Consider the following 20982-nt stretch of genomic DNA (forward strand, 5'->3'; position numbering starts at 1 on the left):
GAGAGCATGGAGGCCGGCAACGGCATGGAAAGCCTGCGGATCATCGACACCTGGCCCGCGGAGACCGCCGCCGCGGCCGTCGTCCGCGCCGACGGGACCCTGGCCGGCGCGCACGGCCCGCTCGATCACCGCTTCGCCCTGGCCTCGGTCACCAAGCCGCTCGCCGCGTACGCCGCCCTCGTCGCCCACGAGGAAGGGGCGGTCGAGCTGGACGAACCGGCTGGGCCCGAGGGCTCGACGGTCCGTCACCTGCTCGCCCACACCAGCGGCCTGGCCTTCGACGAGCACCGCGCCGCGGCCCCGCCCGGACAGCGCCGGCTGTATTCGAACGCCGGCTTCGAGGTGCTCGGCGACCACATCGCCAAGGCCACCGGCATCCCCTTCGCGGAGTACGTGCACCAGGCCGTCTTCGAGCCGCTGGGCATGACCGCGACCACCCTGGACGGCTCCCCCGCCAAGGACGGCGTCTCCACCGTCTCCGACCTGCTGCGCTTCGCCGCCGAACTCCAGGCGCCCCGGCTGCTCGACGTCCGTACGGTGGCCGGGGCCACCTCGGTGGTCCACCCGGGGCTCAAGGGCGTCCTGCCCGGCTACGGCAGCCAGTCCCCCAACGACTGGGGCCTCGGCCTGGAGATCCGCGACGGCAAGTCCCCGCACTGGACGGGCCTGAACTCCTCGCCGCGCACCTTCGGCCACTTCGGCCAGGCGGGCACCTTCCTGTGGGTGGACCCGGACGCGCGCGCCGCGTGCGTGGCGCTGACGGACCGCCCCTTCGGGCCGTGGGCGGTGGAGGCGTGGACCCCGTTCACCGACGCGGTCCTGGCCGAGCTGTCCGGCCGCTGAGCACGGCCGCCCGGTATCGCCGCTAGCCGGGAAGCTCCCAGATCAGCAGCTCCCCCGGGGACCCCGCGGTGACCTCCAGGTCCTTCTCCGCGGTGATCCGCGCCGAGTCCCCGGGGCCCAGCTCCTCGCCGTCCAGGCGCAGGTCCCCGTGGACCACGTGCAGGTACACCCGCTCCGCCGCCGGCACGGCCACCCGCTCGCCCGCGCCGGGCCGCCGCACGTGCAGCACGGCGCCGGCCGCGGGGACCTCGTAGGGCGTGCCGTCGGGCAGGGCGCGGACCACCTCGTACGTCGGCTCCCCGCCCGCGGCGAGCGGCGAGAGCCACATCTGCACGAAGCGGAGCCGGCCCTCCCCGTCGTTGCGCTCCACATGCCGGGCGCCGGAACCGGCCCCGAGCCGCTGGACGTCCCCGGGCCGTACGGTGCTCCGCTCGCCGGTGCTGTCCTGATGGGTCAGCTCGCCCTCGACCACCCAGGTGACGATCTCGGTGTGGCTGTGCGGGTGCTCGTCGAAGCCGGCTCCGGGGGCCAGGGTCTCCTCGTTGCAGGCCAGGACGGGGCCGAAGCGCAGATTGTCCGGGTCGTAGAAGGACCCGAAGGAGAAGGCGTGCCGGGTGGCGATCCCGGCGGCCGGGTCCCCTCCCTCGTACCGGTCTGCGCCGCGGCGAACATCAATCATGGGGGCCACGGTAGCCGCCGGGCGCGGCCCGGCACGGGACCGGACTCCGCGCGGCCGTCCCGATAAGGCAGTCTTGTCCCGTGCCTCAACCCGAACGTGAGCATTCGCCCGCCACACACGCCGCGCATCCCGCCCCCGCGCATCCGCACACCGCGACGCTGCGCCGCCTGGAGAAGTCCTCCGGACGGCTCGCCGCCAACGCGATCGCGCGTATGGACGAGACCCTGCCGTGGTACCGGGCGATGCCACCCGAGAACCGGTCCTGGATCGGCCTGGTCGCCCAGGCGGGCATCGCCGCGTTCACCGAGTGGTTCCGGCATCCGGAGACCCCGCAGGCGATCTCCACCGATGTCTTCGGGACCGCTCCGCGCGAGCTGACCCGGGCCATCACCCTGCGCCAGACCGTCGAGATGGTCCGCACCACGATCGAGGTCATGGAGGCCGCGATCGAGGAGGTGGCGGCCCCCGGCGACGAGTCCATCCTGCGCGAGGCGCTGCTCGTGTACGCACGGGAGATCGCCTTCGCGACGGCCCAGGTGTACGCGCAGGCCGCCGAGGCACGCGGGGCCTGGGACGCCCGGCTGGAGTCCCTGGTGGTCAACGCGGTGCTGTCCGGCGAGGCCGACGAGGGCGCCCTGTCCCGGGCGGCGGCCCTGGGCTGGAACTCCCCGGAGCACGTGTGCGTGGTGCTCGGCACGGCCCCGGAGGGCGACAGCGAGCTGACGGTGGAGGCGATCCGGCGCGCGGCCCGCCACCACAAGCTCCAGGTCCTCACCGGGGTGCTGGGCGACCGCCTCGTGGTCATCGCGGGCGGCAGCGACAACCCGATGCAGGTGGCGAAGTCCCTCATCGGGCCGTTCGCCGCGGGCCCGGTGGTGGCCGGGCCGGTGGTCTCCGACCTGCTGAACGCGACCCGCTCGGCGCAGGCGGCGGCGGCCGGCCTCAAGGCGTGCACGGCCTGGCAGGACGCCCCGCGGCCGGTCCTCGCGGACGATCTCCTGCCGGAACGCGCGATCGCCTCCGATCCCGCTGCCAGGGAACAGCTGGTGGAGGAGATCTACAGACCGCTGGAGGAGGCGGGCTCGGCGCTGCTGGAGACGCTGAGCGTCTACCTGGAGCAGGCGAGCAGTCTCGAAGGTGCCGCCCGGATGCTGTTCGTGCACCCGAACACGGTGCGCTACCGGCTGCGACGTGTGACCGACGTCACCGGCTGGTCTCCTTCCGATGTGCGCTCGGCGTTCACCCTGCGGATCGCCCTGATTCTGGGGCGTCTGGCCGACGGCGATCTCCAGCCCTAGGCTTTTGTTGGACATCAACAATTACCCCGACGGTTCTTGGTCCCTGTCCCCACGGGCGGCAGGGACCCTCCACAAGAGAGAGTGTGAGGGTGCTCGTACTCGTCGCTCCCGGCCAAGGCGCTCAGACGCCCGGCTTCCTGACTCCCTGGCTCGACCTCCCCGGCGCCGCCGACCGCGTCGCCGCCTGGTCCGACGCCATCGGGCTGGACCTCGCCCACTACGGCACGCAGGCCGACGCCGAGGAGATCCGCGACACCGCGGTCGCCCAGCCGCTGCTGGTCGCCGCGGGTCTGCTGTCCGCCTCCGCGCTGGGTTCGCCCGCCTCCTTCGGCGCGGTCGCCGGCCACAGCGTCGGTGAGATCACCGCCGCCGCCGTCGCCGGCGTGCTGTCCGAGGAGGACGCGCTGTCCTTCGTCCGGACCCGCGGGCTCGGCATGGCCGAAGCCGCCGCCGTCACGGAGACCGGTATGGCCGCGGTCCTCGGCGGCGACACCGCCGTGGTCCTCGCCCACCTGGAGAAGCTCGGCCTGACCCCCGCCAACATCAACGGCGCGGGCCAGATCGTGGCCGCCGGCACCACGGAGCAGATCGAGGCCCTGGTGGCCGAGAAGCCCGAGGGTGCCATGAAGGTCGTCGCCCTCAAGGTCGCGGGCGCCTTCCACACGCACCACATGACCCCGGCGGTCGCCACGCTGCAGAAGGCCGCCGAGGCCCTGGCGCCGGCGGACCCGTCGGTGGCATACGTGTCGAACCGTGACGGCCTCGTCGTCACCACGGGCGCCGATGTCGTCGCCCGCCTGGTCGGCCAGGTCGCGAACCCGGTCCGCTGGGACCTGTGCATGGAGACGTTCGCCGAGCTGGGTGTCACGGGGATCATCGAGCTGTCCCCCGGCGGCACCCTGACGGGTCTGGCCAAGCGCGCGCTCAAGGGCGTACCGAGCGTGGCGCTGAAGACCCCGGACGATCTCGACAAGGCCGCGGCGCTCATCGCCGAACTGACGGCCTGAGAGAAGGAGCCCAGACAGCATGTCCAAGATCAAGCCGGCCAAGGGCTCCCCCTACGCCCGCATCCTCGGGGTCGGCGGCTACCGTCCGACCCGGGTGGTGCCCAACGAGGTCATCCTCGAGACCATCGACTCCTCGGACGAGTGGATCCGCTCCCGTTCGGGCATCGCGACGCGGCACTGGGCCTCGCCCCAGGAGACCGTCGCCGCGATGTCGGTGGAAGCCTCGGGCAAGGCACTGGCCGACGCCGGTGTGGCCCCCGAGCAGATCGGTGCCGTGATCGTCTCGACGGTCTCGCACTTCAAGCAGACCCCGGCCGTCGCGACCGAGATCGCGCACCGGATCGGCGCGGTCAAGCCCGCCGCCTTCGACATCTCGGCCGGCTGCGCCGGGTTCGGCTACGGCCTGACCCTGGCCAAGGGCATGGTCGTGGAGGGCTCGGCGGAGTACGTCCTCGTCATCGGCGTGGAGCGGCTGTCGGACCTCACGGACCTGGAGGACCGCGCGACGGCCTTCCTCTTCGGTGACGGCGCCGGCGCCGTGGTCGTCGGTCCCTCTGACGAGCCGGCCATCGGCCCCACGGTGTGGGGTTCGGAGGGCGACAAGTCCGAGACGATCAAGCAGACCGTGCCGTGGGACCAGTACCTCGGCAAGGACGGCGGCGAGAAGTTCCCGGCCATCACGCAGGAGGGTCAGGCGGTCTTCCGCTGGGCCGTCTTCGAGATGGCCAAGGTCGCCCAGCAGGCGCTCGACGCGGCCGGGATCACCGCGGCCGACCTGGACGTCTTCATCCCGCACCAGGCGAACATGCGGATCATCGACTCGATGGTGAAGACTCTGAAACTGCCGGAGCACGTCACGGTCGCCCGGGACGTGGAGACCACCGGCAACACCTCGGCCGCCTCGATCCCGCTCGCCATGGAGCGGCTCCTGGCGACCGGAGCGGCGAAGAGCGGCGACACCGCGCTCGTCATCGGCTTCGGGGCGGGGCTCGTCTACGCCGCGACGGTCGTTACCCTCCCCTAGGGCCGGGATCCGCATCCCGGTCCTGCACCACCCAGTTACCCAGAAGAAGGAGCGCCACATGGCCGCCACGCAGCAGGAGATCGTCGAGGGCCTCGCCGAGATCGTCAACGAGATCGCGGGCATCCCGGTCGAGGACGTCGAGATCGACAAGTCCTTCACCGACGACCTGGACGTCGACTCGCTGTCCATGGTCGAGGTCGTCGTCGCCGCCGAAGAGCGTTTCGACGTCAAGATCCCGGACGAGGACGTCAAGAACCTCAAGACGGTCGGCGACGCCGCGGACTACATCCTCAAGCACCAGGGCTGACCCTGCCGAGCGTTTGTCGCCACCCGGCGGTGGCGCCGTGACAATTCAGCACCCTCTGAGACGTGGAGAAAGAATTCCTGTGAGCCCGACCAATCGCACCGTGGTCGTCACCGGTATCGGCGCAACCACTCCGCTGGGTGGCGACAGCGCTTCGACCTGGGAAGGTCTGCTCGCCGGCCGGTCCGGCGTCAAGCCCCTGGAGGGCGAGCGCTTCGCCGAACTCCCGGTACGCATCGCCGCCCCGGTCGCCGTGGACCCCGGCGAGGTCCTGCCCCGCCCGCTGGCCCGCAAGCTCGACCGCTCGGCGCAGTTCGCCGTCATCGCCGCACGTGAGGCGTGGGCCGACGCCGGCTACACCGCCCCCGCGGGCGAGGACGAGTCCATCGCGGCCGACCGCCTGGGCACCGTGATCGCCTCCGGCATCGGCGGTGTCACCACGCTGCTCGACCAGTACGACGTACTGAAGGAAAAGGGTGTGCGCCGGGTCTCCCCGCACACCGTCCCCATGCTCATGCCGAACGGCCCGTCGGCCAACGTCGGCCTGGAGATCAACGCCCAGGCCGGTGTGCACACCCCGGTCAGCGCCTGCGCCTCCGGTGCCGAGGCCATCGGCTACGCCGTCGAGATGATCCGTACCGGCCGTGCCGACGTGGTCGTCGCCGGCGGCACCGAGGCGGCGATCCACCCGCTGCCGATCGCCGCGTTCGCCAACATGATGGCGATGTCCAAGAACAACGAGAACCCCGAGCAGGCTTCCCGCCCGTACGACAAGGCCCGTGACGGCTTCGTCCTGGGCGAGGGCGCGGGCGTCGTCGTCCTGGAGTCCGCCGAGCACGCCGCCCGGCGCGGCGCCCGGGTCTACTGCGAGGTGCTGGGCCAGGGCCTGTCCGCGGACAGCCACCACATCGCGCAGCCCGAGCCGACCGGCCGCGGTGTGGCCGCCGCCGTGCAGAACCTGCTCGACAACACGGGCCTGGACCCGGCCGAGCTGGTCCACGTCAACGCGCACGCTACGTCCACCCCGCAGGGTGACACGGCCGAGCTCAAGGCGCTGCGCAAGGTCCTGGGCGACCACCTCGACCACATCGCGATCTCCGCGACCAAGTCGATGACCGGTCACCTGCTGGGCGGCGCGGGCGGTATCGAGACCGTCGCGACCGTGCTGGCGCTGTACCACCGGCTGGCCCCGCCGACGATCAACGTCGACGCGCTGGACGACGAGATCGACGCGGACATCGTGCAGGGCGAGCCGCGCAAGCTGCCGGCCGACGGCCCGATCTCCGCGATCAACAACTCCTTCGGCTTCGGCGGCCACAACGTGACGCTCGCCTTCCGCAGCGTCTGATCCGGTCCTGACCGAGCCTGCTGTACGTGATACGTGAAGGGCCCCGCACGGCAGTCGCCGTGCGGGGCCCTTCACGTACCGCTCAGACGACCTGGTGGAGCCAGCGCACCGGGGCGCCCTCGCCCGCGTGGCGGAAGGGCTCCAGTTCGTCGTCCCAGGGCTTGCCGAGCAGTTCGGAGATCTCCGCCTCCAGGTCGGTCTCGCCGTGCGCGGCGCGGGCGAGCGCCGCGCGCAGCCGGTCCTCGGGAATGAGGATGTCGCCGTGCAGGCCCGTGACGGCGTGGAAGATGCCGAGCTCCGGGGTGGAGCTGTAGCGCTCCCCCTCGGCGTTCTGGCAGGGTTCCGCCGTCACTTCGAAGCGCAGCAGGTGCCAGCCGCGCAGGGCGGAGGCGAGTTTCGACGCGGTGCCCGCTTCGGCCTGCCAGGAGAACTCGGCTCTCCAGGTGCCGGGGGAGGCGGGCTGCCTGATCCAGTCGAGGTTCACCCGCACCCCGAGCACGCCCGCAACCGCCCATTCCACGTGCGGGCAGAGCGCGCGCGGTGCGGAGTGCACGTACAGAACTCCACGTGTCGTCACCGGGACCTCCAGTGTGGGACGAGGTCGGGAATAAACTCCAGAAAACGGACAGTATGTGACGTGATGTAATGTAACGGAAATTATTTGACATTGCGCTACGGGACCTGCGGCCGAAACGCCACGGGAAAAAGCTACCGTGCGCCGGGGGTCCTGGTGTGACGTACGGTCGGTCCAGGACCGGTCGACACAGAGCTTTCACTCAGCAGGACCCCCCGGACGAGCGGGGCCACAAGGAGGATTCCCCCCGATGCGCACCACCGCCCCGCGCCCCCGCGCCCACCGGATCCTCGCGGGCGCGGGAGCGGCGGCCGTGCTGCTGGCGGGGGCGCTGACGGGGTGCGACTCGGGCGCGTCGCCCGAGCGCGGCGGGCACGAGGCACTGCCCGGCCCGCGGTGGAACACGGCGCCCGCATCGATCGCCGCCGTCGGCGATTCCATCACCCGCGGTTTCGACGCCTGTTCGGTGCTGGCCGACTGCCCCGAGGTGTCCTGGGCCACCGGGGACGACCCGGCCGTGCAGTCCCTCGCCACCCGGCTGCTCGGAGCCGCCGGAGCGCCCTCGCGCAGCTGGAACTACGCGGTGACGGGCTCGCGGATGGCGGACCTCCCGGCGCAGCTTGCGGGGGCCGCCGCGCACAAGCCCGACCTGGTCACGGTCATGGTGGGCTCGAACGACGCCTGCCGGCCCACGGCTTCGTCGATGACCCCGGTGGCGGATTTCCGGGCCGCCTTCGAGAAGGCGCTGACGGATCTGCGGGCCGCCTCCCCGGGCTCCCAGGTGTACGTCTCCAGCGTGCCGGACCTGCAACGGCTGTGGGAGCAGGGCAAGGACAGCCCGATGGTGCGCAAGATCTGGAGCCTCGGCATCTGCCAGTCGATGCTCGCCGATCCGCTCTCCGCGGCCACCGGGGCCACGGCCCGGCGGGAGCAGGTGCGGGCGCGGGTGGTCGAGTACAACGAGGTGCTGCGCGAGGTCTGCGGGAAGGACAAGCTGTGCCGCTACGACGGCGGCGCGGTGTTCCAGTACCCCTTCGCGGCGGATCAGTTGAGCCGCTGGGACTGGTTCCATCCGGGCCGGGACGGCCAGGCGCGGCTCGCGGAACTGGCGCACCGCCAGGTGACGGCGGCCGAACCGCCGCGTTGACGCACAGACGCGCGAAGGGGTCCGGGAGCGGGTGTCAGGGCCCGCTCCCGGCCCGGTTTCAGGGGTGATTTCCGGCCATACGGCGTGTCAGGCCAGGTCGAGCGCGGCCGTCAGCCGCGTGTCGCCGTGCGCGTGGCTGACGCGGACCTCGTAGGTCCCGGCGATACGCCGCCAGCCGCCGGCCTCCTCGTCCCAGATCTCGAAGGCCCGCGGCGGCAGGGCGATCTCGGCCTCGACGCTCTCGCCGGGGCCCGCCTCGACGCCCGCGAAGGCGGCCAGCCAGCTCGCGGGACGCTCCACGGTGTCGTCCACGGGCGCCAGGTAGACCTGGACCACCTCGCGGCCGGGCCGGGCGCCGGTGTTGGTGAGGCGGACCCGTACCGACCCGGCGGCGGCCTCCAGGGACTCGTACGCCCACGCGGTGTAGCCGAGGCCGTGCCCGAAGGGGTAGGCGGGGGCCACGCCGTGCTTCTCGTAGGCGCGGTAGCCGATGAACAGGCCCTCGCCGTACTCCAGCCGCCCCCCGGTGGGCACGACCTCGGTGACGGGCGCGTCCGCGAGCCGGGCGGGCCAGGTGGTGGGCAGCCGCCCGCCCGGCTCCGCCGCTCCCAGGAGTACGTCGGCCAGCGCGGCCCCGCCCTCCTGCCCGGGGAACCAGGTCAGCAGCACGGCGGCCACCTCCTCGCGCCAGGGGAGCTCCACCGGGGAGCCCGCGTTGACGACGACCACGGTGTTCGGGTTGACGGCGGCGACGGCCCGCACCAGGTCGTCCTGGCGGCCCGGGAGCCCCAGGTCGCGGCGGTCGAAGCCCTCGGACTCCACGCGCTCGGTGGTGGCGACGACCACCACGGCGGTATCGGCCTCCCGGGCGGCGGCCACGGCCTCGGCGATCAGCTCGTCGGGGTCCCGGCGCGGGCCGAGGTGCAGCAGCGAGAACATGACGGCCCGCAGCGGCAGCCCGGTCAGGTCGGGGACCTGGTAGGTCAGGGACACCTCGACGGGCTCCCCGGCGGCGAGGGCGACACGGGCGCGCTCGCTGGGGGCGCCGAAGAACGCCTCGAAGGGATCGGCCTCGTCGCCCATCTCCTGGACCCCGCTCCACAGGGTCCGGCCGCCGACGGCGAGCGCGAAGGCACCGAGCCCGCGGGTGCCGAAGGTGTGCTCGCCGCTCTCGCGCGGCACGAAGGTGCCCCGGACCTCGATGGTGGCCATGGTCTCGTACGAGGCACCCGCGGGCAGGTCGTCCCCGATCCACTGGACCTGGCCGGTGGGCAGGGCGCCCTCGCCGAGGAGGGCGCCGGAGGCGTCGCGGCAGACCGCGCGCAGGGTGAAGCCCTGGTCGGCGGGGGTCGGTTCGTCGGAGGGGTCGGCGCCGACGGCGTAGACGAGGGCGCCGTCGGGGAGGGCCGCGGTGAGCCCGTCGAGCGGGGAGACGATCCGCTCGGGGAAGACGGTGGCGGAGCCCCCGCCGAGCACGCGGGCGTCCCGGGCGGCGGCCCCGAGCAGGGCGACGGTGCGCCCGGCGGAGGCGTCGAGCGGCAGGGCGGCGCTCTCGTTGCGGACGAGGACGAAGCCGCGGGCGGCCAGCTCGCGGGCCAGCGCCTGCCCGTCGACCGGCGCCGGAGTCGGGTCGGAGGCTGCGGCGGGGGCGCCCTTGAGGGCACCGGCGCGGGCGGCGAGGCGCAGGACGTTGCGCACGGCGTCGTCGACGGCGGAGCCGGGGACCTCGCCGGAGCGGACGGCGGCGGCGAGGGCCGGGCCGTAGACGGTGGCGGGGCCGGGCATGGCCACGTCCATGCCGCCGAGGATGTCCCCGGTGGTGGAGCGGGCGGCCATCCAGTCGGAGACATTGGCGCCGTCGAAGCCCCACTGGCCGCGCAGCACCTCGTTCACCAGGTGGCGGTGCTCGGTCATGGTGGTGCCGTTGACCCGGTTGTAGGCGGTCATGACGCCCCAGGGGCGGGCGCCGGAGACGATGGCCTCGAAGGGCGCGAGGTAGAGCTCGCGCAGCGGGCGCGGGGCGATGACGCTGTCGACGGTGAAGCGGTCGGTCTCGGCGTCGTTGCCGACGAAGTGCTTGACGGTGGTGCCGACCCCGCCGTCCTGGACGCCCGCCACATAGCCGGTGCCGACGGCTCCGGTGAGGTACGGGTCCTCGGAGTAGCACTCGAAGTGCCGGCCGCCGAGCGGGGAGCGGTGCAGGTTGACGGTGGGCGCGAGGAGGACGTGGACACCCTTGCGGCGGGCCTCCTGGGCGAGCAGACGGCCGGCGCGGCGGGCCAGCTCCGGGTCCCAGGCGGCGGCGAGCGCGGTCGGGGAGGGCAGGGCCACGGACGGGTCGTCGGCGGTCCAGCGCACGCCGCGCACGCCGACGGGGCCGTCGGAGAACACCAGGGACTCCAGCCCGATCGCGGGCACGGCGGGCAGGGACCACATGTCCTGGCCGGACAGGAGGCGGGTCTTGGTGTCGAGGTCGAGCGCGGCGAGCGCCGCCTCGACGGCGTCTTCGCGGAGCCGCTCGCGGGCCTGCTCCGGGTCCTGGTCGCTTGCCTGCTCGCGGGCCTGATCGGCATCGGTCACGGCCGTGCCTCCTCATCGGGAAGTGGGTGCGCGGGGTCGGTGCCCCCATCGTGGACCTGTTCCCTGTAGAGCGGTAGGGTTTGTTATCTTTTCGTGACTTTCGGATGGCGTACGGTCCCTCTACGGCCCTGCGGCGGGGCCCGGACGGAAGGGGTGCCATGGCGATGGCCAGGGCGAGGAGCGAGGAGCGCCGCGGGGAGATCGTCCGCGCGGCCGTCGAGGTGATCGCGGAGCGCGGCTACCGGGGGGCGTCGCTGGGCGCCGTCGCCGAACGCGTGGGCCTGACCCAGCAGGGGCTGCTGCACTACTTCCCGACCAAGGAGGCCCTGCTCGTCGCGGTGCTGGAGGAGCGCGACCGCTGGGACACCGGCGGCGGCTCGCGCGCCGCGGCGGGCACCTGGCGGCTGGACCTGCTCGATTCGCTGGTGGAGTACAACGCCATGCGGCCGGGCATCGTGCAGACCTTCTCGGCGCTGCTCGGCGAGAGCGTCACCGACGGGCATCCGGCGCGCGCGTTCTTCACCGAGCGCTACGCCCAGGTGCGCGGGGAGATGGCGGCCGTACTGCGCGCCGAGTTCGGCGAGCGGCTGCCCTCCGGGCTCACCCCGGAGCAGGCGGCGCCGCTGCTGACGGCGGTCATGGACGGCCTGCAGTTCCAGTGGCTGCTGGCCCCGGAGTCGGTGGACATGCCGGCCGCCTTCCGCTCCTTCCTGACCCTGCTGCGGGGTCCGGGGGCCTGAATGCCCCGTTCCGCTGGCATCCTGGCCGGGTGAAGATCGCCGCAGCGCAGCTGACCTCCGCCCCCGCCGATGTCCGCGCCAATGCCGCGCGGGCCGCCGTACTCGCCGTCTCGGCCCGGGAGCAGGGCGCGGAGCTGGTGGTCTTCCCGGAGCTGGCGCTCACCGGCTACGAGCCCGCCGCGCTCGCGGCCGACCCGGGGCTGTGGACCGGCGCGGACGACCCCCGGCTGGATCCGCTGCGCGCGGCGGGCATCGCCACCGCGGTCGGGGTCGCCCTGCCGGGGACCGGGCCCCGGCCCGCCATCGCGACGCTGGTGTACGGGGCGGACGGCGCGCACGTGACGACGTACACCAAGCGGCACCTCCACGGGCAGGAGCGGGAGGTCTTCGAGCCGGGCGCGTCCGACGGGCGCTTCACTCTCGGCGGGATCCGTTTCTCGCTGGGCATCTGCTACGACAACCACTTCGGGGAGCTGCCGGGGCGCGGGGCGGCCGACGGCTGCCGCGTCCACCTGGCGAGCTCCCTGTACGGGACGGGCGACGGCATCGGCCAGCGCGCGGCCGTGTACCCGGGGATCGCGCGGGCGCACGGCCTGTACGTGCTCCTCGCCAACCACGTCGGCCCGGCGGGGCCGTGGACCGGCTGCGGCCGGTCGGCGGTGTGGGCCCCGGGCGGCGCGCTGCTGGCGGAGGCGGACGACCGTACGCCGTCGGTGGTGACGGCCACGATCGGCCCCACCACCTGACGGCCCCCGACCCCCCGGCCTCAGGCCGGCTCGGGTATCCGCCGCTGGCCCTCCGCGCGCGGAAGGTCCAGGTCACGGGGGTGCGCGGGGGCGGGCTCGCGGTCCGGGAGCAGGGCGAAGACCACGAGGGCGAGGGCGGCCATGGTGTACACGCCGGTCCACAGCACCCAGCCGCCGGGCGGGGCCCAGTGGGCGTGGACGGCCAGCCACGGGCCGTCGGTGCCGACGGCGAAGCGGCGCAGCGTCCAGTAGAAGGCGGCCGCGTGGGCCAGCGCGAGGCCGCCCACGGCGAAGCCGGCCAGGCGGCGCCAGGGGAATCCGGTCGCGGGGCTGCGCGTGGCGCAGATCAGTACGGCCATCAGCGGCAGCCCGACGGCGAAGGGCAGCAGGTAGCGCCCCTGCCACACCATCCCGATCCGCTCGGCCTGCGAAGCCTGGCCGACGACGGGGACGATGACGATGGCGACGAGCATGGCGCCGATGGCCGGTACGTCGAATCTGCGGCCGTGGACGAGGGCGAGCGCGATCAGGGTGGCGAGCACGCCCGACCAGACCAGCCAGGTGAAGGCGGGCGCGGGGGTGTCGAGCCAGCCGAAGTAGCCGAGCATCTGCTTGACGTAGATGTCGGTGTTGCCGAAGGTCAGGCGCGCGGCGGCGCCGGGGGTCAGGTTGTCCGGGATGTCGATCACCGAGTTGTCCGGGTGCGCGGCCGCCCAGAGCAGCTGGCCGCCGGTCGCGGCGGCCAGCAGGCCCGTCCACATCCACAGGGCCTTGCGGCGGAGCACCTGTCGGAGGATCCCGCGCCGATGCCCCAGCAGCAGACAGAAGAACACCGCCCCGCCGAACCAGATCAGCCCGAGCGGCCGGATGTTGATCAGCACCAGGCCGCCGACGCCGAGCCGGGCGAGGCGGCGGTTCTGCAGCCGCGGATCGGGCGAGAGGACGACCGACAGCAGGGCCGTCCACACCAGGATCCCCGCGGCGATCTCGCCGCCGCTGGGGTTGACCATGCCGGCCATGTACAGGGCCATCGGCGTGGCCGCGGTGAGCACGCCGAGCATCGCGAGGGAGCGCCGCCGCCATTCGGCGGCGGTGACCACGGCGCTGGCGAGCAGGGCCGCGCAGAACAGCGCGGAGGCGAAGCGCATCAGGTACAGCCCCTCGGGACCGTCCACGAGCAGGCTCGGCCAGCCGGTCACCAGGTAGTAGCCCGGGTGGTAGCGGCCGGCGGCGGTGGTGGCCTGCGCGATCTTCTCGGATCCCCCGAGGGAGGGCGCACAGGAGGCCGGCTCGGACTGTTCCCAGGAGTAGCACTCGTGCAGCAGAGGCAGGTTCCGGTACCACTCCGGGAGCTGTACGCCCGCCTCGGCGAACCGGCCCTCGATGCCCGCCACCGTGTGCGGGACCATCACCTCGGGGCCGCCGATCTGGCCCCGGGCCACCGCCGCGGCGCGGATGAAGTGCGCGTGCTCGTCGGGTGAGCCGGCCAGGGGGCTGGCGGCCGACCAGGAGCCCGCGAGCGCGAAGAACAGCGCGAACGAGATCAGCCAGAGCCGCTTCGGGGTTCGGGCCGACCAGTCGGCCAGCCGCGTCAGCCGCGTCAGTGCGGAGGTCATCGGTTCCCTCGGGTCATCGGATGAACGTCAGCCAGCTCTGGTCGCCGTCCTTGGAGCAGGTGCCGCCGGGTGCGTACTTCGGGCAGCTGCCGTCCTTCTCCGTGATGGTGTGGGACACCCACGGAAGGATCTTGTACGTGTTCTCCTTGGCCGGCATGTAGCGGTCGGACATCGCGGAGGAGACGGTACCCAGGAGCAGCAGCAACGCGCACAGGGCCCCGATCACCGCTCCCTCCCGGCCCGGGAAGCCGGTCGTGGCGGCGTCCTCGGCCTTGCGGGCGGCCAGGCGCTCCGCGACCAGGTGGGCGACGAGCGCGCACAGCACCAGCCCGCAGTAGAGCAGCTGGTTGTTGGTGCGGGTGTAGAGCTGGACGGTCTGCGTCTCGTACATGTGCGAGGCGATGTACATGCGCATCACCCACGCGCTGATGAACATGGCGGCGATGGTGACGACCATCGGCTTGCGCAGGCCCAGCCAGATCGCGGCGCCGAGGCAGACGAAGGTGACGAGGGCGAACAGACCCACCCCGCCGTACTCGCCGGGCGGCGGCCAGTCGCCGACCTTGCCGGGCATGTCCGTGCGCCACATGAGGTAGTAGGCCGGGTCGGTGAAGTTGTCGAACCGGAAGTTGTAGTCCTTGGTGGTCTGCCCCTCGGTCAGCATGACCATCAGGTAGCGCCCGGCCATCACCAGGAACGCCGCGAAGGTGGCGCCGAGGAAGCCCGCGCCCCGCAGCCGGCCGCCGCGGCCGGACCGCCACGGGAAGTACAGGGCCGCGGCGAAGAACACGCCCGCCGCGCTCCACAGGAACCAGCCGGAGTAGGTGAGGAACAGCAGGCCGAGCAGGGCACCGAAGCCGGCGCCCTTGAGCAGCAGCGGCCGCCACGCCTGGCTCGCGCTGCGCCCGAGGGAGACCACCAGCGCCACCAGGACGGGCACCAGCAGGACGAGCACGGTCTGGCTGTAGGGCTTGTACGCGTCGATCAGCGCGAAGGCCGGCGCGACACCGAAGGCCAGGGCCCGTACGGGGCTGAGCAGCATCCGCCAGCAGAGGTATACGAGCGGGCCGAAGGCGGCCGCGCCGAGGATCTGGAGGTCCTTGAAGGCGTAGGCGGTATTACCCCCGCGGAACCACTCGGCGTAGTACCCGAGGGTGTACAGGGGGGCCGGCGGGTAGACCGGGGAACCGGAGGGGCGGCCGTTGGCCACGGCCTGGGCCCATTCGACGATGCGTCCGCTGTCGCCGTTGAGGCCGAACATCGGCCAGGGCGTGCCGTGCAGCGCGACGACCGCGCCGGCGGCGACAAAACCGCTGGCCAGACCGGCGATACCGGCGGAGGCCAGCCGGGCCGCGAGGTCGAAGTGCCGGCCCTTGCGGATCCGCAGGGCCACGACCACCGCGGCGACGAACAGCAGGCCGACGAGCGCGAACCGCAGCTGGATCGCGGCGAGCCCGCTGACCTGGGCGATCCGGTCCAGCGGGTTCAGACGGAATCCGCTGGCGAGCAGCGGGAGCAGCAGTGCGGCGGCGAAGGCGACGGCACCTTCGAGGAGGAGGAGCGCGGCGCGGGACCCCGGAGCCCGCCGGACGGCGGGTATCGGGCGGTCGGACGCGGCCGGCCCGCCCGGGGGCAGCACGGCCACCGTGCCCTCGGTACTGACAGTCACTGCGGTGTCCCCTACTGCTTGGTCGGTCCTCGGCGCGGCGGCCGGTCGTCGTGCGCAAGCCGCTGTCCGGCCTCCGGGCCCCGGCGCCGGGGGCGGGGCCGCGGCGGACTCAAGGGCGGTGGGAGACAGCCTTGGCACTTGCTGCCCTGCATACTACGGGCCCCCTCCCGGCGCCCGGCGGCCGCCGCCGGAGACCGGCCGCCCGCCTAGGCCGGATCCGGCAGGAGGTGCTTCGTACCCCAGGCGCCGAGCGGTTCGAGGGCGGCGTTGAGGTCCTGGCCGAGGGGGGTCAGGGAGTACTCGACGCGCGGCGGGACCTCCTCGTAGACCTCGCGGTGCACGATCCCGTCCGTCTCCAGCTCGCGCAGCTGGGCCGCGAGGACCTTCTCGGAGACGCCGGGGACCAGCCGGCGCAGCTCCCCGAAGCGGCGGGGCCGCTGGTCCAGCTCCCACAGGAGCGAGACCTTCCATTTGCCGTCGATCACCGACATCGCCGCGGCGATCCCGCAGTGCTCCGCACCGGGCCTTCGTGTCAGCGCCATCGCGCACCCCTCCCCACCTGTTCGCTCACCTCGGGGTAACCACCCACTCCGAAGTGCGTACTTGAGGGCTCCGGCGCCCCGTTCCAGGCTAGACGGCATGACCGACACCACATCCCGGAACACCTTCTCCCTGCTCGGACTCGGCGACATGGGCACCGCCCTCACCCGCACCTGGCTCACCGCCGGGCACTCCCCCACCGTCTGGAACCGCACCCCCGCCAAGGCGGAGGCCCTGGCCGCCGGGGGCGCCGTGGCCGCGCCGAGCGCGGCCGAGGCCGTCGCCGCGCACCCGCTGGTCGTGGTCTGCCTGCTGGACGACGCGAGCGTCGGCTCCGTACTGGAGGGCGTCGACCTCACCGGCAAGGACCTGGTGAACCTCACCACCAGCACCCCCGCCGACGCCCGCGCCCGCGCCGCCTGGGCCGAGGAGCGCGGGGCGCGGTACGTGGACGGCGGGATCATGGCCACCCCGACGATGATCGGCGTCCCGGAGGCCGGGGGCTACGTCTTCTACAGCGGCTCCCGCGCGGCCCTCGACACCCACCGGGCGGTCCTGGAGGTCCCCGCCGGGGTGCGCTTCGTCGGGGAGGACCCGGGGCACGCCGCCCTGCACGACGTGGCGCTGCTGAGCGCGATGTACGGGCTGTTCGCCGGGATCTCGCACGCCTACGCGCTGACCGAGGGCGAGGACATCGCGCCGAAGGACCTGGCTCCGCTGCTGTCCGAGTGGCTGGGCGCGATGGGCTTCTTCGTCGGCAACACGGCCGAGCGGCTGACCTCCCGGGACTTCACCACCGGGGTGGTGTCCAGCCTGGCCATGCAGGTCGCGGCCAGCGGCACCCTGCTGCGCACGGCGGCGGAGCAGGGCGTGGACGCCGGGCTGATCTCCCCCTACCTGGACCTGATGCGGCGGCGGCTGGAGTCGGACCCGGCCGCGCACGGCGGGGAGGACACGGCGGGAGCCGTCCTGCTGCTGAAGCGCTGACCGGCTCAGCGGTGCAAGCGCGGCGTTCCGGCGTTCCGGCGTTCTACGGGAAGGCAGGCGGCGGCGGTCCGAAGCCCGCGGGGGTGGTCTCGGCGGCCGGGGTCTCGTCGGCGCGCGTCAGGTCCCGGGCCATCAGCGTGGCCCCGGCCACCGCGCCCGGCATCAGGAACACCGCGACCAGCGGAACCAGGAAGGCCAGCACCAGCGGCACGCCGAAGCCGAGGACGAGCAGCCGCCGGGACCGCAGCAGCGCGAGCCGGTCGGGCAGCTCCACCTTGCGGCGCTGGAGGGCCACCGAGGTGAGCTCCTGCGTGAGGAAGTAGCCGGAGACGCAGAAGCCGAGCACGGGGATCACCGTCTGCCCGACCACCGGGATGAAGCCGAGGGCGAAGAGGACGATCCCGTAGAGCAGGACCCGGGCGAGGATCCGGATGCTGTCCCGGGCCGAGATCCACAGCTCCAGCCAGAGCGGCAGCCCGGACTGCGGGACCTCGCCGCCCTCGCTGCGGTCGACCTGCTCGGAGAGGGATTCGTAGAAGGGCTGGCCGATCAGCAGGGTCACGGCGGTGAAGGTGATGACCGCGAGGAAGAGGCCCAGGCCGAAGAAGAGGGCGGTCAGGAAGCCGCGGAAGACACCGAGCCACGGCGCCGACCAGTCGTCGGCGAAGGGGGTGGCCCAGACGGTCAGGTCGTCGGCGGTGTAGCCGAACGCGATCAGCGCCCCGGTGTAGAGGACGAAGGAGACCAGGCCCGGGAGGAGCCCGAAGCCGAGCCAGCGGCCGTGCCCGAGTACCCATCGCTGGCCGGCCAACAGGTACCGGAAGCCCCCCGCAAGATCATGCATGGGGTCAGTTTACGGCGAAGGCCGCACCCGGTCGGGGTGCGGCCTTCACTGCGCTGCGGCTGCCTTCACTGGGATGCCTTCACAACGCTGCCTGATCAGACGGCGAGCTCCACGGTGATGTTGCCGCGGGTGGCCTTGGAGTACGGGCAGACCTCGTGGGCCTTCTCGATGAGCTCCTTGGCGGTGGCGGCGTCCACGTTCGGGATCACGGCGGAGATCTTGACGATCAGGCCGAAGCCCTCGTCGTTCTTGCCGATGCCGACCTCGGCGGTGACGGTGGAGCCGGAGATGTCGGCGTTCGCGTTCTTGGCGACGACACCCAGGGCGCCCTGGAAGCAGGCGCTGTAGCCGGCGGCGAACAGCTGCTCCGGGTTGGTGCCGGCACCGCTGCCGCCGAGCTCCTTCGGGGGGTTCACCACGACGTCGAGCTTGCCGTCGTTGGTGGCGACGCGGCCGTCACGGCCGTTCTCGGCGGTGGCCACGGCGGTGTACGCGACGTCGGACTGCTGGATGGACATGAAGAATGTTCCTCCTGGTAATCGCCGCGACTCGCGCCCACGGTCACGACGGTTGTGGGGTGAGCCTAACCGGTGAAAGAAACGATCATCTTTCCGGTGTTCTCGCCGCGCAGCATGCCGAGGAAGGCGGAGGTCGCGTTCTCCACGCCCTCGACGACCGTCTCGTCGTAGTGCAGCTCACCGGAACGCAGCCATCCGGCGACGTCCTGGACGAACTGCTGCTGCAGGCCCGAGTGGTCGCCGACGAGGATGCCCTGGAGGCGCAGGCGCTTGCCGATGACCTGCATCAGGTTGCGCGGGCCGGGGGCGGCCTCGGTGTCGTTGTAGTGGGCGATCGCGCCGCAGAGGGTGGCCCGGCCGTGCACCTTCATGGCGGAGATGGCCGCTTCCAGGTGGTCGCCGCCGACGTTGTCGAAGTAGACGTCGATGCCCTCGGGGGCGGCGGCGCCCAGCTGCTCGGCGACGGGGCCGTTCTTGTAGTTGAAGGCGGCGTCGAAGCCGTACTTCTCGGTGAGGAGCGTGACCTTCTCGTCCGAGCCGGCGGAGCCGATCACCCGGGACGCGCCCTTGATCCTCGCGAACTGGCCGACGAGACCGCCGACCGCACCGGCGGCGCCGGAGACGAACACGGCGTCGCCCTCCTTGAAGGAGGCCACCTCGAAGAGGCCGGCGTAGGCGGTCAGGCCCGGCATGCCGAGCACACCGAGGTAGGCGGAGAGCGGGGCGAGCGAGGCGTCCACCGCGACGGCGTGCTTGGCATCGAGCTCCGCGTACTCGCGCCAGCCGAGGCCGTGCAGGACGTGGTCGCCGACGGCGAAGCCCTCGGCGTTGGAGGCGACGACCTCGCCGACCGCGCCGCCGTCCATGGGGCGGTCGAGCTGGAAGGGCGGGACGTAGGACTTCACGTCGTTCATCCGGCCGCGCATGTACGGGTCGACGGACATGTGCAGATTGCGCACGAGGATCCGGCCGGCCGCGGGCTCGGCGGACACGGGCACCTCGCGCAGGGCGAAGTCCTCCGCGACGGGCCAGCCCTGCGGGCGACGGACGAGGTGCCACTCGCGGCTCACGGCGGGAATCTCAGACATGCGGCGCTCCTGGTGCGAACGGAAGGCGAACGGGAAGCGAGCAGATTGCTTCACTACCTGAAACAACCATGCGCCTGGATATTTCATGTTGTCAAGTAAATGGGTACGCTGGAGCCATGCCCAGTCGTCGCGTAGACCCAGTGACCGTCGAGGTCGTCGAGCTCATCGGTGATGTCGTGTCCCGGTACCACATGGAGTACGAGCACGCGGCCTCCAGCCACCAGCTCACCGGTGCCCAGGCCAAGGTGCTGAACCTGCTGGCCCTGGAGCCGATGCCCATGCGGCACATCGCGCAGAAGCTGCGGTGCGAGCCGTCGAACGTGACGGGCATCATCGACCGGCTGGAGAGCCGCGGCCTGGTCGAGCGCCGCCCGGACCCGGCCGACCGGCGGGTGAAGCTGGCCGCCCCCACCGAGGAGGGCCTCCAGACGGCGGAGCGGCTGCGCGAGTCGCTGGACTTCGCGCGCGAGCCCCTGGCCGGGCTGTCCGCGGCGGAGCGGGCGGTGCTACGGGACCTGCTGAAACGGATGCTGGGCTGACCGGATGCCGGGCTGACCGGATGCCGGGCGGCACGGATGCTGGGCTGACCGGGCCGGGTCAGGAGCAGAAGATCCAGAGCACGCAGCTCTTGCTGGGCTTCGGCGTCGGGGACTGCGTGGGCGGGGGCGGGGGCGGCGGCGCCTGAGTGGTGCCGGTCGCGCCCTGCGAGGGGGTGCCCGAGCCGGACACCTGCACGGACGGGCCGCGCCCGGGCGGGACGGAGGCCGAGGCGGAGGCCGGGCCCGAGCGCGTCGGGGCGGGAGCGTCGGCGGAGCCGGTGGCTCCGGGCTGCCCGGTCCCGGCGGAGGGGGATCCCGTGCCCGCCTTCCGCGTCACCGAGGCCGTCTTCGCGGTGCCCTGGGCGGAGCCCGTGGGCGCGCCGGCGGTCGGCAGGTCCGGCACCGGGGCGGGCTGCTGCGGGCCGTCGTCCGTCAGCACCACGTTCGAGGCGCGGTCGGTGCGCTGCCCGTCGGCGGTGAGGTGGGCCACCGAGAGGGCGCCACCGGCCGCGATCAGCACACCGAGCGCGAGGGTGAGCACGGTCCGGCGGCGGCGCCGGTGGGTGACCCGGCGGCGGGCCCCCGCCCGGCGCCCGTCCGGGGCGGACAGCACCACGAGGGAGTCGGGGTACCCGTCCGGGGGTGGGGGCGGGGCCTGCGGGGCGGACGCGGAGTGCGCGGGCATCCGCGGCGGGCCGGACGGCCCGGGGCCGGCCGGCCGGGGGTCGGGCGCGGCGGGAATCAGGTACTCGGCGGCGGTCCCGCATCCGGCGCACGCCAGCGCGCCGTTGAGGTGCCTCCGGCATGCGTGGCAGTAGTTCATGGCGCCCGCAGGCTACGTGGTCCGCGGCAACATCCGTATCCCGAGAACGTAAGGATCCTGTGTGGAAT

The 20982-nt window shown here is 73.0% G+C and carries 21 protein-coding genes; 11 read left to right on the forward strand and 10 right to left on the reverse strand.

The features are described 5' to 3' along the window. Positions 1-24 precede the first annotated feature (24 nt). On the forward strand, positions 25-843 hold the full coding sequence (locus ABZ873_RS12815; RefSeq protein ID WP_360869637.1) for a serine hydrolase domain-containing protein: 819 nt from the start codon (positions 25-27) through the stop codon (positions 841-843). Between the two features lie 22 nt (positions 844-865). Here ABZ873_RS12815 and ABZ873_RS12820 read toward each other — a convergent pair whose 3' ends face one another. Then, entirely contained in the window at positions 866-1522 is a 657-nt protein-coding gene (locus ABZ873_RS12820) for a pirin family protein (protein ID WP_360869473.1), read from the reverse strand. Positions 1523-1602: 80 nt separating this feature from the next. Between ABZ873_RS12820 and ABZ873_RS12825 the strand changes: the two genes are divergently transcribed. From ABZ873_RS12825 to fabF, 5 genes are all read left to right on the forward strand, one after another. Next, complete coding sequence (locus ABZ873_RS12825) at positions 1603-2820, forward strand: helix-turn-helix domain-containing protein (RefSeq protein ID WP_360869476.1); 1218 nt, start codon at positions 1603-1605, stop codon at positions 2818-2820. Positions 2821-2909: 89 nt separating this feature from the next. Further along, complete coding sequence (locus tag ABZ873_RS12830; protein WP_360869479.1) at positions 2910-3827, forward strand: ACP S-malonyltransferase; 918 nt, start codon at positions 2910-2912, stop codon at positions 3825-3827. Between the two features lie 19 nt (positions 3828-3846). Then, positions 3847-4851 (forward strand): ketoacyl-ACP synthase III, encoded by a 1005-nt coding sequence (locus ABZ873_RS12835; RefSeq protein WP_360869482.1) that lies wholly within the window; start codon positions 3847-3849, stop codon positions 4849-4851. 58 nt (positions 4852-4909) lie between these two features. Continuing rightward, the gene (locus ABZ873_RS12840) at positions 4910-5158 is read left to right on the forward strand and encodes an acyl carrier protein (protein ID WP_360869485.1); all 249 of its coding nucleotides are present in this window, start codon (positions 4910-4912) and stop codon (positions 5156-5158) included. 79 nt (positions 5159-5237) lie between these two features. Continuing rightward, positions 5238-6503 carry a beta-ketoacyl-ACP synthase II gene (gene fabF / locus ABZ873_RS12845; protein WP_360869488.1) on the forward strand — a complete coding sequence of 422 codons (1266 nt, stop codon included), beginning with the start codon at positions 5238-5240 and terminating at the stop codon, positions 6501-6503. 82 nt (positions 6504-6585) lie between these two features. On the opposite strand, the gene ABZ873_RS12850 is transcribed toward fabF, so the two are convergent. Further along, the gene (locus ABZ873_RS12850; protein WP_360869490.1) at positions 6586-7080 is read right to left on the reverse strand and encodes a DUF3145 domain-containing protein; all 495 of its coding nucleotides are present in this window, start codon (positions 7078-7080) and stop codon (positions 6586-6588) included. Positions 7081-7327: 247 nt separating this feature from the next. On the opposite strand from ABZ873_RS12850, the gene ABZ873_RS12855 reads away from it, so the two are divergent. Then, entirely contained in the window at positions 7328-8224 is an 897-nt protein-coding gene (locus tag ABZ873_RS12855) for an SGNH/GDSL hydrolase family protein (RefSeq protein ID WP_360869493.1), read from the forward strand. A gap of 87 nt (positions 8225-8311) precedes the next feature. Here ABZ873_RS12855 and ABZ873_RS12860 read toward each other — a convergent pair whose 3' ends face one another. Further along, complete coding sequence (locus tag ABZ873_RS12860; protein ID WP_360869497.1) at positions 8312-10804, reverse strand: glycoside hydrolase family 3 C-terminal domain-containing protein; 2493 nt, start codon at positions 10802-10804, stop codon at positions 8312-8314. A gap of 164 nt (positions 10805-10968) precedes the next feature. On the opposite strand from ABZ873_RS12860, the gene ABZ873_RS12865 reads away from it, so the two are divergent. Both ABZ873_RS12865 and ABZ873_RS12870 read left to right on the forward strand, forming a co-directional pair. After that, on the forward strand, positions 10969-11544 hold the full coding sequence (locus ABZ873_RS12865) for a TetR/AcrR family transcriptional regulator (protein WP_360869640.1): 576 nt from the start codon (positions 10969-10971) through the stop codon (positions 11542-11544). Positions 11545-11573: 29 nt separating this feature from the next. Next, on the forward strand, positions 11574-12290 hold the full coding sequence (locus tag ABZ873_RS12870; protein ID WP_360869500.1) for a carbon-nitrogen hydrolase family protein: 717 nt from the start codon (positions 11574-11576) through the stop codon (positions 12288-12290). 20 nt (positions 12291-12310) lie between these two features. Here ABZ873_RS12870 and ABZ873_RS12875 read toward each other — a convergent pair whose 3' ends face one another. The 3 genes from ABZ873_RS12875 to ABZ873_RS12885 all read right to left on the reverse strand — a co-directional run bounded on the left by ABZ873_RS12875 (position 12311) and on the right by ABZ873_RS12885 (position 16117). Further along, complete coding sequence (locus ABZ873_RS12875; RefSeq protein ID WP_360869503.1) at positions 12311-13906, reverse strand: DUF2142 domain-containing protein; 1596 nt, start codon at positions 13904-13906, stop codon at positions 12311-12313. 13 nt (positions 13907-13919) lie between these two features. Beyond that, positions 13920-15575 carry a hypothetical protein gene (locus tag ABZ873_RS12880; protein WP_360869506.1) on the reverse strand — a complete coding sequence of 552 codons (1656 nt, stop codon included), beginning with the start codon at positions 15573-15575 and terminating at the stop codon, positions 13920-13922. A gap of 206 nt (positions 15576-15781) precedes the next feature. Then, a complete protein-coding gene (locus ABZ873_RS12885) occupies positions 15782-16117 on the reverse strand; it encodes a helix-turn-helix domain-containing protein (RefSeq protein WP_360869509.1) in 336 nt (111 codons plus the stop codon). Between the two features lie 97 nt (positions 16118-16214). Between ABZ873_RS12885 and ABZ873_RS12890 the strand changes: the two genes are divergently transcribed. Next, positions 16215-17102 (forward strand): NAD(P)-binding domain-containing protein, encoded by an 888-nt coding sequence (locus ABZ873_RS12890; protein ID WP_360869511.1) that lies wholly within the window; start codon positions 16215-16217, stop codon positions 17100-17102. Positions 17103-17145: 43 nt separating this feature from the next. Here the strand turns inward: ABZ873_RS12890 and ABZ873_RS12895 are convergent, their stop codons facing one another. The 3 genes from ABZ873_RS12895 to ABZ873_RS12905 form a co-directional block, all read right to left on the reverse strand. Further along, positions 17146-17946, reverse strand: coding sequence for an EI24 domain-containing protein (locus tag ABZ873_RS12895; protein ID WP_360869514.1), 801 nt, complete (start codon positions 17944-17946; stop codon positions 17146-17148). Positions 17947-18041: 95 nt separating this feature from the next. Next, on the reverse strand, positions 18042-18464 hold the full coding sequence (locus tag ABZ873_RS12900; RefSeq protein ID WP_360869517.1) for an organic hydroperoxide resistance protein: 423 nt from the start codon (positions 18462-18464) through the stop codon (positions 18042-18044). Positions 18465-18529: 65 nt separating this feature from the next. Beyond that, positions 18530-19552, reverse strand: coding sequence for an NADP-dependent oxidoreductase (locus ABZ873_RS12905; protein ID WP_360869520.1), 1023 nt, complete (start codon positions 19550-19552; stop codon positions 18530-18532). A gap of 116 nt (positions 19553-19668) precedes the next feature. On the opposite strand from ABZ873_RS12905, the gene ABZ873_RS12910 reads away from it, so the two are divergent. Next, positions 19669-20091, forward strand: coding sequence for a MarR family transcriptional regulator (locus ABZ873_RS12910; RefSeq protein ID WP_360869523.1), 423 nt, complete (start codon positions 19669-19671; stop codon positions 20089-20091). A gap of 58 nt (positions 20092-20149) precedes the next feature. On the opposite strand, the gene ABZ873_RS12915 is transcribed toward ABZ873_RS12910, so the two are convergent. After that, the gene (locus tag ABZ873_RS12915) at positions 20150-20914 is read right to left on the reverse strand and encodes a hypothetical protein (RefSeq protein ID WP_360869526.1); all 765 of its coding nucleotides are present in this window, start codon (positions 20912-20914) and stop codon (positions 20150-20152) included. Between the last annotated feature and the right edge of the window lie 68 nt (positions 20915-20982).

The organism is Streptomyces sp. NPDC047014 (assembly GCF_040644195.1).
Classification (GTDB): domain Bacteria; phylum Actinomycetota; class Actinomycetes; order Streptomycetales; family Streptomycetaceae; genus Streptomyces.

Coding starts and splice junctions, on each gene's coding strand:
- ABZ873_RS12840 (WP_360869485.1), top strand. CDS start 4,910: ATGGCCGCCACGCAGCAGGAGATCGTCGAGGGCCTCGCCGAGATCGTC.
- ABZ873_RS12820 (WP_360869473.1), bottom strand. CDS start 1,522: ATGATTGATGTTCGCCGCGGCGCAGACCGGTACGAGGGAGGGGACCCG.
- ABZ873_RS12905 (WP_360869520.1), bottom strand. CDS start 19,552: ATGTCTGAGATTCCCGCCGTGAGCCGCGAGTGGCACCTCGTCCGTCGC.
- ABZ873_RS12895 (WP_360869514.1), bottom strand. CDS start 17,946: ATGCATGATCTTGCGGGGGGCTTCCGGTACCTGTTGGCCGGCCAGCGA.
- ABZ873_RS12890 (WP_360869511.1), top strand. CDS start 16,215: ATGACCGACACCACATCCCGGAACACCTTCTCCCTGCTCGGACTCGGC.
- ABZ873_RS12875 (WP_360869503.1), bottom strand. CDS start 13,906: ATGACCTCCGCACTGACGCGGCTGACGCGGCTGGCCGACTGGTCGGCC.
- ABZ873_RS12915 (WP_360869526.1), bottom strand. CDS start 20,914: ATGAACTACTGCCACGCATGCCGGAGGCACCTCAACGGCGCGCTGGCG.
- ABZ873_RS12885 (WP_360869509.1), bottom strand. CDS start 16,117: ATGGCGCTGACACGAAGGCCCGGTGCGGAGCACTGCGGGATCGCCGCG.
- ABZ873_RS12855 (WP_360869493.1), top strand. CDS start 7,328: ATGCGCACCACCGCCCCGCGCCCCCGCGCCCACCGGATCCTCGCGGGC.
- ABZ873_RS12910 (WP_360869523.1), top strand. CDS start 19,669: ATGCCCAGTCGTCGCGTAGACCCAGTGACCGTCGAGGTCGTCGAGCTC.
- ABZ873_RS12865 (WP_360869640.1), top strand. CDS start 10,969: ATGGCCAGGGCGAGGAGCGAGGAGCGCCGCGGGGAGATCGTCCGCGCG.
- ABZ873_RS12835 (WP_360869482.1), top strand. CDS start 3,847: ATGTCCAAGATCAAGCCGGCCAAGGGCTCCCCCTACGCCCGCATCCTC.
- ABZ873_RS12815 (WP_360869637.1), top strand. CDS start 25: ATGGAAAGCCTGCGGATCATCGACACCTGGCCCGCGGAGACCGCCGCC.
- ABZ873_RS12900 (WP_360869517.1), bottom strand. CDS start 18,464: ATGTCCATCCAGCAGTCCGACGTCGCGTACACCGCCGTGGCCACCGCC.